The following is a 16,419-nucleotide window of genomic DNA, read 5'->3' as shown; positions in this document are numbered from 1 at the left end:
GATCGGCCGAGGCGGCAGAACCGCTCATCGTGTCGGCCGTCCGCGTGACTTCGACCGGCCTCACACGCCGCTCGACGTGCCGAGGCCTGTCAGCGCGCCTACCGGGTCCGGGTCGGGGGTGCCGCGGGGCCACCAGTCGTCGTGGCCGGGCTCCGACTCGTACGCGTACCACAGCCCGTCGCGGCCCAGGCGGAGCTGGACGTGGCCGCGCGGGTGCGTGAGGCGGTTGTGCCATGGCCGGAACGGCGGCAGGTCGGCGGCGAGGAGCAGCGGGCGGGCACGGTCGAAGCGGCCGGCCGGCGGATCCCAGGGTTCCTCCAGGACGGCCAGCCCCTCCGGGCCGCCCTGCCGCCAGGCGGCCACGGCGCGCGCCAGCTCCGCCGGGGTGCGCCCGGCGGCCGTGGCGAGCGAGGAGTACAGCGCGCGGGTGGCCACGGTGAGGCCCGAGCCGGGGCGGGCGGCGGCGAGCCGGACCGCGTCCTGCCAGAGCGTCAGCTCGGCCACCGGGTCGTCGCCGGTGACGAGCAGGGCATGCGCGCGGGCGGCGGCATCGGTCGCCAGCTGGTCCAGCGCGAAGGGGTCCGGCCCTCCCGGCGCCGCCGGGTAGACCGGCGGCTGCCCGGGATGCGGCGGCGCGGGCAACGGCGGCGGCAACGGCGGAAGTTGTCGCCGGGCGACGGCGTCGGTGGCCCGTACGCCGGGCAGCGGTGCCGGTTCCCGGTCCCGGGCGGCGCGGGCCGCGCGCGCGGCGCTGAGGCGGGAGAGGGCGTCAAGCAGCTCGCGTTCGCCGCGGCCGCGCAGCAGGAGCAGCACGAAGGGGTCCGCGTCGAGCAGACGGGCCGTCTGGTAGCACAGGGCCGCGGCGTGCTTGCACGGGTGCCCCCGGTCGGGGCAGCTGCAGTGCGGCTCCAGATCGCCCGGGCCCGGCAGCAGCGGCACTCCGCAGTCGGCGAGGGAGTGCGGCAACTCCTTGTCCAGCAGCGCGGCGATGTGCCCGGGCCGCTCGACGGCAGCGTCCAGGAACCGGTCCCAGTCGGCGTCGTCCAGCGTGCGCAGCCGCACCTGCACGCGGTAAGGGCGCGGCCGGCTGCCCTGCACGTACGCGAGGACGAGGCCGGGGGTCACCGTGATGGCGTCCACGTGGCCCTGCTCGGCGTAACCCCGGCCCCGGGCCAGCCGCTTGGCGTCCAGCGCGCCTTCCTCCAGCGTCGTGACCCACGCGTTGCCCCACCAGGTCTCGGCGAAGCGCGCGTCCCCGCCCGACGAGCGGGGCGGGAAGGCGGCGAAGGTACGACGAAGGTCGCCGTCGCGGGAGGGAGCGGCCATCGACCGGGGAACGGTGGGGACCGCGGGGAACGCCGGGATGGCGCCGACCTCACCGCCGCCGTGACTGTCGTCGCCGTGACCGCTGTGGGCGGGGCCGCTGGGGGGTGGGACCTCCTTCGGCCGGGTCGTCGCGTCCTCGCTAGGCATGCCGAAGGCTCCGGCGAGCAACTCCCCCACGCTACGGGCCTGCGGCCCACCGGCGGCGCGTGCCGACGGACGACGGGGCTCACGCGCGGGCCCGGCGTTCCGGTGCTCGGGGCCGCGATGCTCCGGGGCGCGATGCTCCGGGGCGCGATGCTCCGGGCTGCGATGCTCCGGGGCGCGATGCTCCGGGCTGCGGGGATCCGGGCTGCGGGGATCCGAGATCCGGCGGTCGGCATCGACGCGGTCGGCGTGCCGCGGCTCGGCGTCCGCGTCCGTACGGTCGTCGTTACGGCGGCCGGTGTCCGTGCGTCCGGCGTCCGTACGGTAGTCGTTACGGCGGCCGGTGTCCGTGCGTCCAGGGTCCGTGCGGTCGGCGTCCGATTGCCTGTGCCGCAAAGCCGCGCGCAACGCCTCGCGCGCGATGTCTGCGGGACGTGGTCCGCGCGTCCCCGCTCCGCCGGGCGGACTCGGCCGGACGCCGGGGGCGGGCTCGGCATCCCGGGCGCTCCGGCCCGTCTTCCGGTCACCCGCCGGGGCTGCCGCCCCGCCGCCGGACCGGCCCGCTCCCCCGTCGGCAGGCGAACCCGCTTCCGTGTCCGGCGAGTTGACGGAGTGCCCCTCTGTCGAAGTCCCCTCCGCCGGTGTCTCCCCGGCCGCGTCACCCGGCGCCGGGGCGGCCGCCGGCTCCTCCGCGATTCCTCCGGCGGCGGCGCTTCCCAGGACACGCCGGGCGGAGACCGCCTGCCGCAGCGCCGCGCGGGCGGCGTCGGCCGGCCGCCGTGGCTCGCGCGCGGACGTCCCGGGCCCCGGCGACCGGCCGTCGGCGTCCTCCGTCAGCGGCGTCTCTCCCCGGCTCCCCTCAGCCACCGACGCCCGGCCCGCAGCCCCCTCGGCGGCCTCCACCGGCGGGTCCTCCACGTCGGAGTCGCCCGCCCGGCGTTCCCGTGCCTGTCGCAGGGCGCGGCGGGCCTCGTCGGCCGGGCCGGGGGTCATGACGGCCTCCGCAGGGACACCAGGTCGGACAGCTCACGGTCCGTCAGTTCCGTGAGCGCCGACTCGCCGGAGCCGAGGATCGCGTCGGCCAGGGCGCGCTTGGCCTGAAGCATCTCGGCGATGCGGTCCTCGACCGTGCCCTCGGTGATCAGACGGTGGACCTGGACCGGCTGGGTCTGTCCGATGCGGTAGGCGCGGTCGGTGGCCTGTTCCTCGACGGCCGGGTTCCACCAGCGGTCGAAGTGGATGACGTGACCGGCGCGGGTGAGATTGAGGCCGGTGCCCGCGGCCTTCAGCGACAGCACCAGGACGGGGGTCGCCCCGCTCTGGAAGCGGTCCACCATGCGCTCGCGCTCCGCGACCGGCGTGCCGCCGTGCAGGAAGTCGGCCGGGACCGCGCGGGAGGCGAGGTGCGACATGATCAGGCGGGCCATGCCGACGTACTGCGTGAAGACCAGTGCCGAACCGTCCTCCGCCAGCAGCGTGTCCAGCAGTTCGTCGAGGAGGGCCAGCTTCCCGGAGCGGGCGACCAGGCGTTCGCCGTGCGCCTGCGCCGCCGTCTCCTTCAGGTACAGCGCGGGATGGTCGCAGATCTGCTTCAGCGCTCCGAGGAGCTTCAGCACCAGGCCCCGGCGTGCGATGCCCTCGGCGGTCTCGATGGCCAGCAGGGACTCCCGCACCACCGCCTCGTACAGGGCAGCCTGTTCGCGGGTGAGCGGCACCGGGCGGTCCGTCTCCGTCTTGGGCGGCAGTTCGGGCACGATGCCGGGGTCGGACTTCTTGCGGCGCAGCAGGAAGGGGCGCACCAGGCGGGAGAGGCGGGCCACCGCCTCCTCGTCCTCGCCGTTCTCCACCGCGCGGGCGTGCCGGGCGCGGAAGGACTTCAGGGGGCCGAGGAGTCCCGGCGTCGTCCAGTCGAGCAGCGCCCACAGCTCGGACAGGTTGTTCTCGACCGGGGTGCCGGTCAGGGCGACGCGGGCCGGGGACGGGATCAGGCGCAGCGCCTTCGCAGTGGCCGAGTAGGGGTTCTTGACGTGCTGCGCCTCGTCCGCGACGACCATGCCCCACCGCTGCCCGGCCAGCAGCGGCGCAGCGGTGCGCATCGTGCCGTACGTGGTGAGGACGAAACCGCCGGACAGGTCCTCCAGGCTGCGGTCGGGGCCGTGGAAGCGGCGGACCGGGACACCGGGCGCGAACCGGGTGATCTCGCGCTGCCAGTTGCCGAGCAGGGAGGCCGGGCAGACCACCAGGGTCGGTTCGGTGCGGGCCCGTTCGAGGTGCAGGGCGATGACGGTGATCGTCTTCCCGAGGCCCATGTCGTCGGCGAGGCAGCCGCCGAGGCCGAGGGAGGTCATGAGGTCCAGCCAGGCCAGGCCCCTGAGCTGGTAGTCGCGCAGGGTGGCGTGCAGGCCCGGCGGCGGTTCGGCGGGACGCAGCCCGGCCGTCAGGCGGTCGCGCAGGGCGGCCAGCGCGCCGACCGGCACGGCTTCCACCGTCTCGCCGTCGACCTCGACGCTGCCGGTGAGGGCGGCGGACAGCGCGTCGACCGGGTCCAGCAGGCCCAGTTCGCGTTTGCGGGCCTTGCGGACCAGCGCCGGGTCGACGAGCACCCAGCGGTCGCGCAGCCGGACGACCGGGCGGTGGGCCTCGGCGAGGGCGTCCATCTCGGCCTCGCTCAGCGGATCACCGCCGAGCGCCAACTGCCAGCGGAACTGGAGCAGTTCCTCGCTCTCGAAGAAGCCGGTGCCGTCGGTGGCCGAGCCCGGGGCGGGGCGGACCACCGCGGCCGCGGTGAGGTCCCGCGCCAGGTCCCGGGGCCAGTGCACGGCGACCCCGGCGGCCGCGAGCCGGGCGCCCGCCACGCCGAGCAGGTCGCCCAGTTCCTCGTCGGACAGGGCGAGGACGTCGGGCACGTCCTGCTCGCAGAGCCGGTCGAGCGGGGCCCAGACGCGGGCCGCCCGCCGCACGGCGAGGGCCGCGTCCACGCGCGCGCGGGGGCCGAACGCCGCGTCCGCGTCGCCCGCCCACAGCGCCGCCGCGTCGGCGACGAGGGTGGGGTCGGCGAGGCTGTGCACCTGGACGATCGCCGCGCCCGCGGTGCGCACGCCCTCGCCGCCGTCGAACAGCTCGTACGCCGACAGGTCCAGGCGGAGGGAGAGGCGTACGCCCGCGTCCATGCCGGCGGCGACCTCGGCGGCCCAGTCGTGGGCGCCGGGCAGGTGCTGGGGGCGGCGGTCGGCGAAGGGCCGGCCGGAGGCGTGCGGCGCGGCGGGGGTACGGGGCAGTGTGTCGGCGACGGCGTCCAGGAAGGAGCGCATCAGCGCCTCCGGCTCGGGCAGCCGCAGCGGACCGGGGCCGGGCAGCGGGACGGCGTGTCCCTCGTACGGCAGGGCCGCGGCGATCGCCCTGAGGTGCGCGATGTCGTCGGGGTCGAGGGGGCCGGCCCGCCAGGCGTCGTGGCCGCCGGAGGTCAGGCCGGGCAGCAGGCGGCCCCGGGCGACGAGCCGCAGGGCGTGCAGCGTGGCCGCGCCCCAGCAGGCGGTGGCGGGGTGGGCGGCCGGGTCGCGGCGGGCGCGCGCGAGCAGCGGAAGCGCCTCGCCGACGGGGAGCGCGAGAGCGGGCGCGGTGCGGCGCCGTACGCCCGCGCCGTGCTGTCGTACGACGGTGAGCTCGGTCACGGCGGTGAGCTCGGCGTCCTCGGCGTCCTCGGTGGCCTCGGCGGGCAGCGGCGCGCCCTCGGGGTCCCAGAAGGCGATCCGCCCGTCGCGGGGCAGGGGCGCGGGGAGGTAGACGGCCGCCAGCCGGAGCGGCACCCGCTCCCCCGCGCGTCCGGCCACCGTGGCCGTGTCGCCCATACGACTGTCACCTCCCGCCCGTCGTGTCGGATCAGACGTCTTCGACTCTACGGGCGGGGTCTGACAATCGGCTCCGGCGGCCTGTACGGGCCCCGGCGAACCATATGGCCCCGGCGGCCCGTGCGGCCCCGGCGCCGCCCGGGTCAGGGGACGGTGCGGGAGACGACGTAGACGAACGGGTTGTCCGGGTCGGCGAGGCTGACGACGACGTCCTGGGTCGGCTTGGGGTCCTTCTGCCGGTGGACGAGGCCGTACCAGGGGCCGGGGCCGGTGAACCGCCAGCCGGTGATCTTCTGGTCGCGGGCGTGGATGGTGATGTCGCCCCGCTTCAGCTCCGACCGCTCGACGCCCATGTCGCGCAGGAAGACGTCGAGGTTGGCGTTCGGCGTCTGGAACTGGACGTACAGGCGGCTGGTCTTCCAGTTGTTCGTCTCGTAGTAGGCGACCTTGCCGGAGGGGTGCGGCATCGGCACCTGGTAGAGGCGGCGCTGCACCTTGGACGGCCAGCCCTTGGTCAGGCCGGTCGCCGAGTACTTCGCCTCCTTGTCCTTGCCCGCGTCGCGGCTCTGGTTGGCCGAGATCACCAGGTAGCCGGCCGGTACGCCGATGAGCAGCACGATGATGAGGAGGGTGAGCGCCCTGCGGCGGATCATGTGGCGGCGGTCCTCGGCGTGCCCGGGCCGCTCGCCGGTGGGCTCCGCCTGGCGCGGCAGTGAGGCCGTCATGCGGTGTCCTCACGGCGTGAGGACGTGTACCGCTCGTAGCGCTCGTACCGCTCGACCCGGCGCCGCTTGGCGCGGCGGAAGCGGCGGGCGACCAGGCGGGCCAGGTCGGCGGCGCCGACCATGCCGGCCTCGGGGCCGAGCTGGGCGCGGGTGATGCGGGCCTCGGGGCGGTAGCCGCGGCCGGTGAGGTGGCGCTTGAAGGCGTCGCGTGCGGGGCCGATCAGCAGGTCGTCCGCGGCCGACACGCCGCCGCCGATGACGAAGCAGGAGGGGTCGAGGGCGGCGGCGAGGTTGGCGATGCCGACGCCGAGCCACTGGCCGATGTCCTGCAGCAGCTCGATGCACATGGCGTCGCCCTCGCGGGCCAGCTCGGTGATCATCGGGCCGGTGATGTCGGAGATGTTGCCCTTGACGTGCTCGATGATCCCGTAGGCCACCGGGGAGTCGGCGGCGGCCAGCTCGCGCGCCTCGCGCACCAGTGCGTTGCCGGAGCTGTACTGCTCCCAGCAGCCGCGGTTGCCGCACGGGCAGCGGTGGCCGCCGGGCACGACCTGCATGTGGCCGAACTCGCCGGCGACACCGTACTTGCCGCGCTTGACCTGGCCGTCCTCCAGGATCGCGCCACCGATGCCGGTGCCGAGCGTGATCATGACGAGGTGGTCCTCGCCGCGGCCGGCGCCGAAGCGCCACTCGGCCCAGGCGGCGGTGTTGGCGTCGTTGTCGACGAGGACGGGGACCGCGAGGCGGCCGGCGATGCGGTCGCGCAGGGGTTCGTTGCGCCAGGACAGGTGGGGTGCGAACAGGACGCGGTTGCGGTCGGCGTCGACCCAGCCGGCCGCGCCGATGCCGACGGCGTGCACGTCGTGCCGGTCGGACAGGTCGAGGACCAGCTCGACGATGGTGTCCTCGACGACCTTGGGGCTCTTGGACTTGTCCGGCGTCTCCGTGCGGACCTTCTCCAGGATGTTGCCGTCCGCGTCGACGACGCCCGCCATGACCTTCGTGCCGCCGATGTCGATGCCCACCGTCGGGACGCGGGGCGCCGTGAGGTGCGAGCGGCGCTCCCGGGTGCCCACGGTTCTCAGGACCGGAGCGCGGCGGGAGCCTATGGGGGCGGTGAAGTCGCGGTAGGTGCTCATCAAGGCCCGATTCTGCCTCACCGTGACTCTGCGTGCCGTGCCGGGGAGAAAAGGCGGGGACGAGTCACCCGCGCCTTTGTCCTGACAATATGACCAGCGTGGGGCTCATGACCGTACGAGCAACTGGAACTCGAAGGAGTAGCGCGACGGCCGGTAGGTGTGGCTGCCGAACTCCACCGGGCGGCCGGTGTCGTCGAAGGTGGTGCGCTGCATGGTGAGCAGCGGGGCCCCCTCGGCCTCGCCGAGCCGCTCGGCCTCGTCGGCGGTGGCCGCGCGGGCGCCGATGGACTGGCGGGCGCTGTGCAGCGTGATGCCGGCGGCGCGCATCATGCGGTACAGGCCGGTCGTCTCCAGCTGCGCGGTGTCCAGGTCCAGCAGGCCGGGCGGGATGTGGTTGCACAGGCACGCCATCGGCTCCCCGTGCGCGAGCCGCAGCCGCTCCACCCGGTGCACGTCGCCGCCCTCGGCCACGCCGAGCGCGGCCGCGACCTCCGCCGTCGCCGGGACCACGGTGTTGACCAGCACTTTCGTCGCGGGGCGCTGGCCGGCCGCCTCCAGGTCGTCGTAGAGGCTGCTGAGTTCCAGCGGGCGCTTGACCTGGCTGTGCACCACCTGGGTGCCGACGCCGCGCCGGCGCACCAGAAGGCCCTTGTCGACCAGGGACTGGATGGCCTGGCGGACGGTGGGCCGGGACAGGCCCAGGCGCGCGGCCAGCTCGATCTCGTTGCCCAGCAGGCTGCCCGGGGTGAGTTCTCCGTGTTCGATCGCCGCCTCGAGCTGCTGGGACAACTGGAAGTACAGCGGCACCGGAGAGCTGCGGTCCACCCGCAGGTCGAGCGACACGGTCGGGTCCTCTTGTGGTTTCGGCACGGGGCCGAGCGTAGCTCCGTGCGTTGTTGACGGGAAGTCGTGTAGTTCGATTGTCCGGACATACGCATTGACAGTGTCCGTGTTCGCGTCGCACTTTTGTTTCCATGCGCATCGGGGTCATCGGTACGGGCCGCATCGGCACCATTCATGCGAACACGCTCAGCCGTCACCGCGAGGTCGGCTCCCTGATCCTCACGGACACGGATCCGGCACGGGCCCAGGAGCTCGCTCACCGGCTCGGCGAGACGGCGGCTCCGGGTGTGGACGAGATCTTCAGATGGGGCGTGGACGCCGTGGTGATCACGACGGCCACGTCGGCCCACGCGGAACTGATAGGCCGGGCGGCACGCTCGGGGCTGCCGGTGTTCTGCGAGAAGCCCATCGCCCTCGACCTGCCCGGCACCCTGAACGCGATCGCCGAGGTGGAGGCCGCGGGGACAATCCTGCAGATGGGCTTCCAGCGCCGTTTCGACACCGGTTACCTGGGCGCGCGGGAGGCGGTCGGCTCCGGCCGGCTGGGACGGCTGCACACCGTGCGGGCGCTCACCTCCGACCAGGCCCCTCCGCCCCCGGAGTGGCTGCCGCTGTCCGGCGGGCTGTTCCGGGACACGCTCATCCACGACTTCGACGCCCTGCGCTGGGTGACCGGGCGCGAGGTCGTCGACGTGTACGCGGCCGGGTCGGACGCCGGGCCCGCGATGTTCCGCGCGGCGGGCGACGTCGACACCGGCGCCGCCCTGCTCACCCTCGACGACGGCACGCTCGCCACGGCGACCGCGACCCGGCTGAACGGCGCCGGGTACGACGTGCGCATGGAACTGGCCGGGGAGCTCGACCAGATCGTCGTCGGCCTGGACGACCGCACGCCCATCGCCTCCACCGAGCCGACCGGGCCGCCGGCCGCGGACAAGCCGTGGCCCGGGTTCCTGGAGCGCTTCGGCCCCGCCTACGAGGCGGAACTGGCCGCGTTCGTCGATGTGGTGCTCGGCCAGCAGGCGAACCCGTGCGACGGCCGCGAGGCGTTGCAGGCGCTGCGCGTGGCCGAGGCCTGCGAAGTGTCCCGGCGGGAGCGCCGACCGGTGGCGCTGGCGGAAATCCCGGGCGGGGTCGAGTCGGCGTTCAGGTGAACGGCCGGTCACGCACGTGTTCCGGCGGGAAATCGGCCCGAAGTTGTCATTGACATGCCACCTTCTACGCGCGTCATCATGTGGCCCATGAGATTCCCCCCACGCGCCACCCGGATCGGCGCCGCAGCCACCCTCCTGTCCGCCCTCCTCGTGGGCGGCGCCGTCTCCGCCACCACGGCGGACGCCGCCGCCACCTCCGTCGGGAGCATCTGTTACGGCGACCTGCCGTCCCAGGCCTACGACACGCTCGACCTGATCGCGTCGGACGGCCCCTTCCCGTACTCGCAGGACGGCACCGTCTTCCAGAACCGTGAAGGCGTCCTGCCCAGCCAGCCGTCCGGCTACTACCACGAGTACACGGTGATCACCCCGGGCTCCTCCACACGCGGCGCACGCCGCATCGTCACCGGCGAGGAGTACCAGGAGGACTACTACACCGCCGACCACTACGCCACGTTCGACCTCATCGACTTCGGCTGCTGAGGCCCGACGGCCCGCCGCCGTCGCCCCGCGCGCCCGGGCAGTCGCCCACGGCGCGCGGCGGCGGCGCGCGGCGGCGGCGCGCGGCGGCGGCGCGCGGCGGCGGCGCGCGGCGGCGCGGTCGCGGGCCCGGCTATGCGCCCAGCAGTACGTACGAGCCCGTACCGTGTCCGGCCGGACGGGGCTTAGGACCCGGATGGAGACGCCGCCGCCGGTGACGTGGCCTTCGGCTCGGCCCCCTCCGTGAACAGGCGGCGCCCGGAGCCGAGCACCAGCGGGAAGGTCGCCGGATGGAGGGTGTCGACGAGCTCGCCGTCGACGCGTTCCTTCAGGGCCGTCACCTCCTCGGCGAGGTCGCCGGTGAGTACGGTGGGTGCCTGCTCTCCGGTGTGCGGACTTTTCCGTCATCACCTCAGACCGCTCCGGCCCCCGCAACTCACCGCTCGGCGCGCACGGGAACCGAGGTCGGTGTCCGCCGGCCGCCAGCGCCGGGGGGCGACGGCCGCTGGGATGGGTCCATGACTACTTCTCAGCAGCCCCTGACCACATCCCCCGCCCCCGCATCGCACTCCTCGTCTCCCCTGGCCGGCAAGGTGGCCCTGGTGACCGGCGGCAGCCGCGGCATCGGCGCGGCGACGGCGGTGCGGCTGGCCCGGGAGGGCGCGGACGTGGCCATCACCTACGTCGACGGCAAGGAGGCGGCCGCGGACGTCGTCCGGCGCGTCGAGGGCCTCGGGCGGCGGGCGGTGGCCCTCCGGGCGGACGCCGCGGACGCGCGGGAGGCGGCGGAGGCGGTGGAGCGCGCGGCCGGGGAACTGGGCGGGCTCGACGTGCTGGTGAACAACGCCGGCATCGGCGTCCTCGGCCCCCTCGAAACGCTCACCGCGGCGGACGTCGACCGGGTGCTCGCCGTGAACGTGCGCGGGGTGTTCCTGGCCTGCCGTGCGGCGTCCGCGCACCTGGCGGCGGGCGGCCGCATCATCACCGTCGGCACCTGCCTGACCCAGCGCGTGGCCGGGCCCGGCGCGACGCTGTACGCGATGAGCAAGTCGGCCCTGACAGGCCTGACGAAGGCGCTGGCGCGGGAGTTGGGCTCCCGCGGGATCACCGCGAACATCGTGCACCCGGGCCCCACGGACACCGACATGAACCCCGCCGACGGACCGTACGCCGGGCCCCAGACGGAGCTGACCGCGCTCGGCCGCTTCGGCGACCCCGACGAGATCGCTGCGGCGGTCGCGTACCTCGCCGGCCCGGACGCGGCCTACGTCACCGGCACCGAACTGTCCGTGGACGGAGGACACGCGGCCTGACCGGCCGCCACGGGCCGCCACGGGCCGCGGCCGGGACGGTGGACGTGCCGGTCGGTGTGCCGATCGGCATGACGGAGGCGGAACGGCCGGCGTGTCGGCCGTCGCAACGGCCGTCGTAACGGCCGTCGTGAAGGCCGTCGTAACGGCCGTCGTGGCGGCCGGACCCAGGGTGACGGCCTCCCCGGCGCACACCATGGGGCGGGACCGGACGCATGCGGCGCGGCCGGGCAGCGGCTCGCCGCCCGCATGGGCGAGGAGCGCGGGTGCCGTCGCGGCGTCGGCGGGCAACGGCCATGACCGCCGACCGGACCGCGGCCATCGGGACGGGGCTACCCCGATCGCCACGCGCACGCGCAACGCACCCGACACCCGGAGCGACGGCATCGGGCTCCGCACACCCACGGCGGCCGCATGCCCGGTCGGCGACGCCGAGTCCCGCACGCCCGTGCCGGCCCCCACGCCCGGTCGGTGACACCGGCGGTGCGCCACCCGCGTGCGGCGGCTCCACCCGGCCCGGCCACCGACACCGGGCCCGCTCCGGGCCCGGCCGTCAGCCCGTCAACGCCCGGTGGCGTGCGGCCAGTTGCGACGCGCCGTCTTCCGTGAGGGTGCCGAACAGGCGCAGGCGGGAGATGCCGCCGTCCGGGTAGATGTCCACGCGCGCGTGGGTGCCGACGGCAGGCTCCGGCAGGGCGAAGCGGTGGTCGGTGTCGGGCTGGAGGCGGGTGCGCGGGAGGACCTCGCGCCAGTCGCCGTCCTCGCCGTCCTTGACGGAGACCGACGCCCAGCCGGCGCTGTTGCCCTTCAGGTACGCCGTGTCGATCTCGACCGCGCGGACGCCGGACCGGGCGGCGAGGCGGTAGCGGATCCAGTCGTGGCCCCGGTCGCGGCGCCGGCGCGTCTCCCAGCCGTCGTCCATCCTGCGGGAGCGGCCCGGGTGGATGGTGTGGGCGGCGGGCGAGTAGAAGAGGTCGGAGGCGTCCTCGACCCGGCCGCCGTTGACCAGCGCGACCACGTCGAAGGTGCCGAGGGCGGCCAGCCACGCCGGGTCGGGCACGACCTCGCCGTACACGCGCAGGCGCGCGATGCCGCCGTCGGGGTGCTGATTGAGGCGCAGGTGGGTGACGCGCTGTTCGACGTGGACGGCGAAACCGTTCGCCGCGTGGCCGCCGACCGGTGTGCGCGGCACCAGCGTCGTCCACTTCACGTCGTCGGCGAGGAGGTCGGCCGGGGACGGATGGCCCGGCGCCGACGTGCCCTCGACCGACACCGCCTGCGGGTGATTGCCGCGGAAGTGGGCGGTGTCGACGACGATGCCCCGCACGACGCCGGGCGCGCCGAGGCGTACCAGCGCCCAGTCGTGGTCGTCCGCCGCCGGCCACGGGTGGCCGGCCGACGTACCGCGTCGCCGCCGCGTCTCCCAGCCGTCCATGATCTTGCCCTTGTGCCCGAAGCGCTCGGGGTCGAACTCGGCGCGCCCGGGCAGCAGCAGGTTCTCGCGCTCGGCGAAGAACTCGTCGTTCGCGGCGACGACGCCCGCGCCGAGCCGCCGGTCGGCGAGGTCGGCGTGGTGGGTGAAGGGGAAGTCGGCGGTGCGGTAGTCCGCGTAGGGGTCACCGCCGGCGTAGGGGCGCGCGTCGCCGGTGAAGCTCGGAATCGCCGTCACGTCGATCAGGGGTTCCTTTCGGAGTCGGTCCGGTTCCTTTCCGGAGCCGGTTCCTTTCCGGAGCCGGCCGCTGCGGGGCGTGGGCGCGCCGGTCAGCGGGGGCGCGTCAGCAGCAGGCCCTTCGGTGCGGTGAACTCCCCGTCGGCCACGATCCGCTCGCCGCGCAGCCAGGTGGACCTCACCACGCCGTACAGGGTCCGTCCCGTGTACGCCGTCACGCGGTTGCGGTGGTGGAGGGCCGCCGGGTCCACGGTGAACGTCTCGTCGGGCGCCAGCACCGCGAAGTCGGCGTCGCGGCCGGGCTCGATGGCGCCCTTGCGGGCCTCCAGGCCGGCCAGGCGCGCCGTCCGCGCAGACATCCAGCGCACGACGTCCTCGAGGCCGTGCCCGCGCGCGCGTGCCTCGGTCCACACCGCGGGAAGGCTCAGCTGGAGGCCGGAGATGCCGCCCCAGGCGGTGGCGAAGTCGTCGGTCTTCAGGTCGGCCGTGGACGGGGAGTGGTCGGTGACCACGCAGTCGACGGTGCCGTCGGCGAGCGCCTGCCACAGCAGGTCCCGGTTGGCCGACTCCCGGATGGGCGGGCAGCACTTGAACTCGCTGGCGCCGTCCGGGACTTCCTCGGCGGTCAGGGTGAGGTAGTGGGGGCAGGTCTCGGCGGTGACGCGGACGCCCCTCGCCCTGGCCGCGGCGATCAGCGGCAGCGCGCCGGAGGACGACAGGTGCAGGACGTGCACGCGCGCGTGGAGGCGTTCGGCCTGCTCGACGAGGTGGGCGACGGCGCTGTCCTCGGCGTCGCGCGGGCGGCTGGCGAGGAAGTCGGCGTACCGGGGACCGCCGTGCTGCGGGGCCGCGTCGAGGTGGTGCGGGTCCTCGGCGTGCACGACGAGCAGCCCGTCGAAGGAGGCGATCTCGGCCAGGGCCCGCGCGAGCTGCTCCTGGTCGAGGGGCGGGAACTCCTCGACGCCGGAGGGCGACAGGAAGGCCTTGAAGCCGAAGACGCCGGCCTCGTGCAGCGGGCGCAGGTCCTGGAGGTTGTCCGGCAGGGCGCCGCCCCAGAAGCCGACGTCGACGTGTGCCTGGCCGGCGGCGACGGCCTGCTTGGTGCGGAGGTGGCCGACGGTGGTGGTCGGCGGGAGGGAGTTGAGGGGCATGTCGACGAGGGTGGTGATGCCGCCGGCCGCCGCCGCGCGCGTGGCGGTCCAGAAGCCCTCCCACTCGGTGCGGCCCGGGTCGTTGACGTGCACGTGGGTGTCGACCAGGCCGGGCAGCAGGGCGTCGTCGCCGATGTCCTCGAGCCGGGCGCCGGCGGGGACGGGCGCGTCGTACGGCAGGACGGCGGTGATCCGGCCGGCCGTCACCGCGACCGAGGCGGCGCGGGTCCCCTCCGGGGTGATGACGCGCGTCGAGCGCAGCACCAGCTCTGTGTCGGACACCCGGACCCCTCTCTGCCGCCGTCTGACGCGTTGCTTCCGGGAAACGGGGTTTACTTCCACGTAACGGAATTCAACGTTCTGTTGAAGGAGTCTTCACTCCCCGCACCCGCGTCGTCAAGGGCGCCCTCGCCCGCGGGCTCCGCACGGGGGCCGGCGGGCCGGCGGGTACGCTGCTGCCCTTACCGCCAGTCCCGACCGGTTGCCACCGGTCCCGAAAGGAACGCGCCGTGCCGACGTCCAGCGCCAGCGCCACCGGCTCCGCCAAGCCCCCGGCCGGTGGCGGCGTCCAGTCCCTCGAGCGCGCCTTCGACCTGCTCGAACGGATGGCGGACGCGGGCGGCGAGGTCGGCCTGAGCGAACTGTCCGCGAGCAGCGGGCTGCCGCTGCCCACCATCCACCGCCTGATGCGCACGCTCGTGGCCTGCGGATACGTCCGCCAGCAGACCAACCGCCGGTACGCGCTCGGTCCCCGGCTGATCCGCCTGGGCGAGTCCGCCTCCCGCCTGCTCGGCGCCTGGGCCCGGCCCCACCTGGCCCGCCTGGTCGAGGAGACCGGCGAGACGGCGAACATGGCCCTGCTGGACGGCGACGAGGTCGTCTACGTCGCCCAGGCGCCCTCCAAGCACTCGATGCGCATGTTCACCGAGGTCGGCCGGCGCGTCCTGCCGCACTCCACGGGCGTCGGCAAGGCACTGCTGGCCACCGTCCCGGACGACGAGGTGCGCGCCCTGCTCGCCCGCACCGGCATGCCGGCCCTGACCGACCGGACGATCACCACGCCGGACGACTTCCTCGCCGCCCTGCGGGAGGTACGGCGCCTCGGCTACGCCATGGACGACAACGAGCAGGAGATCGGCGTCCGCTGCCTGGCCGTCCCGGTCCCCGACTCCCCCACCGCCGCCGCCATCTCGATCTCCGGCCCGGCGGGCCGGGTCACGGAGACGGCGACGGAGCGGATCGTGCCGGTGCTGCAGCAGGTGGCCCGGGAACTGTCGGAGTCCCTGGCGAGCACGGGCGGCACGCCGGCCTGAACCCGGCCGGTCCGCCCGGGTGACTGCCCGACTGCCCGGCTGCCCGGCTGCCCGGCTGCCCGGCTGCCCGCGAACGGGGTCAGCCGCGTGTCGGCTCCCCGAACAGGTCCACCGCGTCGCGCACCTGCGACAGCGCGCCGGAGAGCGCGCTCACCGAGCCGATCGCGCCGGCGATCACGAGCAGCGAGCGGCGCAGCCGCGGGGTCTCGGGCACGCCGTCGAGGGTCATCGCGGCCAGCGCCGCCAGTTCCTGGTCGGCGATGCACCGGTCGGGGACCTGGGCCGGGTGCGCGGCGAGTTCACGACGCAGCCGGGACACCGCGGCCCGCAGTCCCGTCACTCTCGGATCCTCGCCGCTGCCGGTCACCGGCTTCTGCCCCAGGCTCCGCAACACAGTTCTCCCCCTCGCACGTACTCGCGCGCCCTTACACGCCGTTCGCGCGCCCTCGCGCGCCGCCGTGCGCCGTTCTGTAGCGACCCACTCGATCCGCGCCCCCGTGCGCTGGTCGGGCGCCGGGGACGCGGGCCAGTAAACGCCACCCTGGACCCCGCGCGCCACCGCGCGGGCCGAAATTCAGCCCCAGGAGACCGGGCGCCCGCCGGGACGTCAGGTATGCAGGACGCATGACCGACCACACCGACAACCAGTGCCAGGTCGCCGGACTGCTGCTCGCCGCGGGAGGCGGGCGCCGGCTCGGCGGGCGGCCGAAGGCGCTGCTCGAACACCGCGGGCGGCTGCTCGTGGAGCACGCGGCCGGCGTGCTGCGCGCGGCCGGCTGCTCCCGCGTCCACGTGGTGCTCGGGGCGCGGGCCGCCGATGTGCGGGCACGGGCGCGGCTGGCCGGCTGCGTACTCGTCGACAACCCCGACTGGGAGGAGGGAATGGGCGGTTCGCTGCGGGCCGGGCTCGGCTCGCTGCCCGGCACGGGCGCCCGGGCGGCGCTCGTCTCACTCGTCGACCAGCCCGGCATCGGGCCGGAGGCGGTGGGCCGCGTGCTGGCGGCCTGCCGGGGCGAGACCTCGTTGGCGTCGGCCGCCTACGACGGCGTACGCGGGCACCCCGTCCTACTCGGCGCCGCCCACTGGGCGGGGGTCGCCGCGAGCGCGAGCGGGGACCGGGGGGCGCGTGCCTATCTCAGGGCGCACGAGGCGGCGCTCACGCTCGTCGAGTGCGCGGACGTGGCGCGGCCGTACGACATCGACACGCAGCAGGATCTGGCCCACCTGGAGTAGGCGCGGGACTCCCGGCGCAGACAGCACATCATTGAGGTTCCACGATGAGGAAATTAGCATCCATCCAGCAGAAGCGCCCAGCAG

The 16,419-nt window shown here is 75.0% G+C and carries 13 protein-coding genes and 1 pseudogene; 5 read left to right on the top strand and 9 right to left on the bottom strand.

Annotated elements, in window-relative coordinates; translation table 11 throughout:
* Positions 1 to 60 precede the first annotated feature (60 nt).
* The 5 genes from AB0G63_RS02480 to AB0G63_RS02460 form a co-directional block, all read right to left on the bottom strand.
* The gene (locus AB0G63_RS02480; protein WP_360742938.1) at positions 61 to 2,463 is read right to left on the bottom strand and encodes an SWIM zinc finger family protein; all 2,403 of its coding nucleotides are present in this window, start codon (positions 2,461 to 2,463) and stop codon (positions 61 to 63) included.
* Positions 2,460 to 5,318 carry an SNF2-related protein gene (locus tag AB0G63_RS02475; protein ID WP_360742935.1) on the bottom strand — a complete coding sequence of 953 codons (2,859 nt, stop codon included), beginning with the start codon at positions 5,316 to 5,318 and terminating at the stop codon, positions 2,460 to 2,462. The genes AB0G63_RS02480 and AB0G63_RS02475 overlap by 4 nt, the downstream gene beginning before the upstream one ends.
* A gap of 143 nt (positions 5,319 to 5,461) precedes the next feature.
* On the bottom strand, positions 5,462 to 6,043 hold the full coding sequence (locus tag AB0G63_RS02470) for a sugar kinase (protein WP_360742933.1): 582 nt from the start codon (positions 6,041 to 6,043) through the stop codon (positions 5,462 to 5,464).
* Entirely contained in the window at positions 6,040 to 7,182 is a 1,143-nt protein-coding gene (locus AB0G63_RS02465; protein ID WP_360742930.1) for an ROK family glucokinase, read from the bottom strand. Before AB0G63_RS02465 ends, AB0G63_RS02470 begins: the two co-directional genes overlap by 4 nt.
* A gap of 105 nt (positions 7,183 to 7,287) precedes the next feature.
* On the bottom strand, positions 7,288 to 8,025 hold the full coding sequence (locus tag AB0G63_RS02460) for a GntR family transcriptional regulator (RefSeq protein WP_360743181.1): 738 nt from the start codon (positions 8,023 to 8,025) through the stop codon (positions 7,288 to 7,290).
* A gap of 131 nt (positions 8,026 to 8,156) precedes the next feature.
* Between AB0G63_RS02460 and AB0G63_RS02455 the strand changes: the two genes are divergently transcribed.
* Together AB0G63_RS02455 and AB0G63_RS02450 are read left to right on the top strand one after the other, a co-directional pair.
* Positions 8,157 to 9,179 (top strand): Gfo/Idh/MocA family oxidoreductase, encoded by a 1,023-nt coding sequence (locus tag AB0G63_RS02455; protein ID WP_360742927.1) that lies wholly within the window; start codon positions 8,157 to 8,159, stop codon positions 9,177 to 9,179.
* 87 nt (positions 9,180 to 9,266) lie between these two features.
* Entirely contained in the window at positions 9,267 to 9,662 is a 396-nt protein-coding gene (locus tag AB0G63_RS02450; RefSeq protein WP_360742924.1) for a ribonuclease domain-containing protein, read from the top strand.
* A 218-nt stretch (positions 9,663 to 9,880) separates the two neighbouring features.
* Here the strand turns inward: AB0G63_RS02450 and AB0G63_RS02445 are convergent.
* Positions 9,881 to 10,030: pseudogene (locus AB0G63_RS02445) on the bottom strand (dihydrofolate reductase); the annotation flags it as partial.
* A 147-nt stretch (positions 10,031 to 10,177) separates the two neighbouring features.
* Here AB0G63_RS02445 and AB0G63_RS02440 point away from each other — a divergent pair.
* On the top strand, positions 10,178 to 10,972 hold the full coding sequence (locus AB0G63_RS02440) for an SDR family oxidoreductase (RefSeq protein ID WP_360742922.1): 795 nt from the start codon (positions 10,178 to 10,180) through the stop codon (positions 10,970 to 10,972).
* Between the two features lie 550 nt (positions 10,973 to 11,522).
* Here the strand turns inward: AB0G63_RS02440 and alc are convergent.
* On the bottom strand, positions 11,523 to 12,638 hold the full coding sequence (alc, locus tag AB0G63_RS02435) for an allantoicase (protein WP_360742919.1): 1,116 nt from the start codon (positions 12,636 to 12,638) through the stop codon (positions 11,523 to 11,525).
* 92 nt (positions 12,639 to 12,730) lie between these two features.
* Positions 12,731 to 14,071 carry an allantoinase AllB gene (allB, locus tag AB0G63_RS02430; RefSeq protein ID WP_360742916.1) on the bottom strand — a complete coding sequence of 447 codons (1,341 nt, stop codon included), beginning with the start codon at positions 14,069 to 14,071 and terminating at the stop codon, positions 12,731 to 12,733.
* A gap of 227 nt (positions 14,072 to 14,298) precedes the next feature.
* On the opposite strand from allB, the gene AB0G63_RS02425 reads away from it, so the two are divergent.
* Complete coding sequence (locus tag AB0G63_RS02425; protein WP_360742912.1) at positions 14,299 to 15,102, top strand: IclR family transcriptional regulator; 804 nt, start codon at positions 14,299 to 14,301, stop codon at positions 15,100 to 15,102.
* 79 nt (positions 15,103 to 15,181) lie between these two features.
* Here AB0G63_RS02425 and AB0G63_RS02420 read toward each other — a convergent pair whose 3' ends face one another.
* A complete protein-coding gene (locus AB0G63_RS02420) occupies positions 15,182 to 15,496 on the bottom strand; it encodes a DUF5955 family protein (protein ID WP_360742909.1) in 315 nt (104 codons plus the stop codon).
* Positions 15,497 to 15,726: 230 nt separating this feature from the next.
* Here AB0G63_RS02420 and AB0G63_RS02415 point away from each other — a divergent pair, with 230 nt between their 5' ends.
* Positions 15,727 to 16,335: a nucleotidyltransferase family protein gene (locus tag AB0G63_RS02415; RefSeq protein WP_360742906.1), complete on the top strand. Its 609-nt coding sequence runs from the start codon at positions 15,727 to 15,729 to the stop codon at positions 16,333 to 16,335.
* The last annotated feature ends 84 nt before the right edge of the window (positions 16,336 to 16,419 follow it).

This window comes from Streptomyces sp. NPDC020996, from assembly GCF_040641355.1.
Taxonomy (GTDB): domain Bacteria; phylum Actinomycetota; class Actinomycetes; order Streptomycetales; family Streptomycetaceae; genus Streptomyces.
The sequence above is the reverse complement of the archived record's forward strand: the minus strand, read 5'-3'. Positions and strand labels throughout refer to the sequence as shown.

What these genes read in the sequence shown, in the direction of transcription:
- AB0G63_RS02480 (WP_360742938.1), bottom strand. Translation starts at nt 2,463, where the DNA reads ATGACCCCCGGCCCGGCCGACGAGGCCCGCCGCGCCCTGCGACAGGCA.
- AB0G63_RS02465 (WP_360742930.1), bottom strand. Translation starts at nt 7,182, where the DNA reads ATGAGCACCTACCGCGACTTCACCGCCCCCATAGGCTCCCGCCGCGCT.
- AB0G63_RS02470 (WP_360742933.1), bottom strand. Translation starts at nt 6,043, where the DNA reads ATGACGGCCTCACTGCCGCGCCAGGCGGAGCCCACCGGCGAGCGGCCC.
- AB0G63_RS02455 (WP_360742927.1), top strand. Translation starts at nt 8,157, where the DNA reads ATGCGCATCGGGGTCATCGGTACGGGCCGCATCGGCACCATTCATGCG.
- AB0G63_RS02475 (WP_360742935.1), bottom strand. Translation starts at nt 5,318, where the DNA reads ATGGGCGACACGGCCACGGTGGCCGGACGCGCGGGGGAGCGGGTGCCG.
- AB0G63_RS02440 (WP_360742922.1), top strand. Translation starts at nt 10,178, where the DNA reads ATGACTACTTCTCAGCAGCCCCTGACCACATCCCCCGCCCCCGCATCG.
- AB0G63_RS02415 (WP_360742906.1), top strand. Translation starts at nt 15,727, where the DNA reads ATGACCGACCACACCGACAACCAGTGCCAGGTCGCCGGACTGCTGCTC.
- AB0G63_RS02450 (WP_360742924.1), top strand. Translation starts at nt 9,267, where the DNA reads ATGAGATTCCCCCCACGCGCCACCCGGATCGGCGCCGCAGCCACCCTC.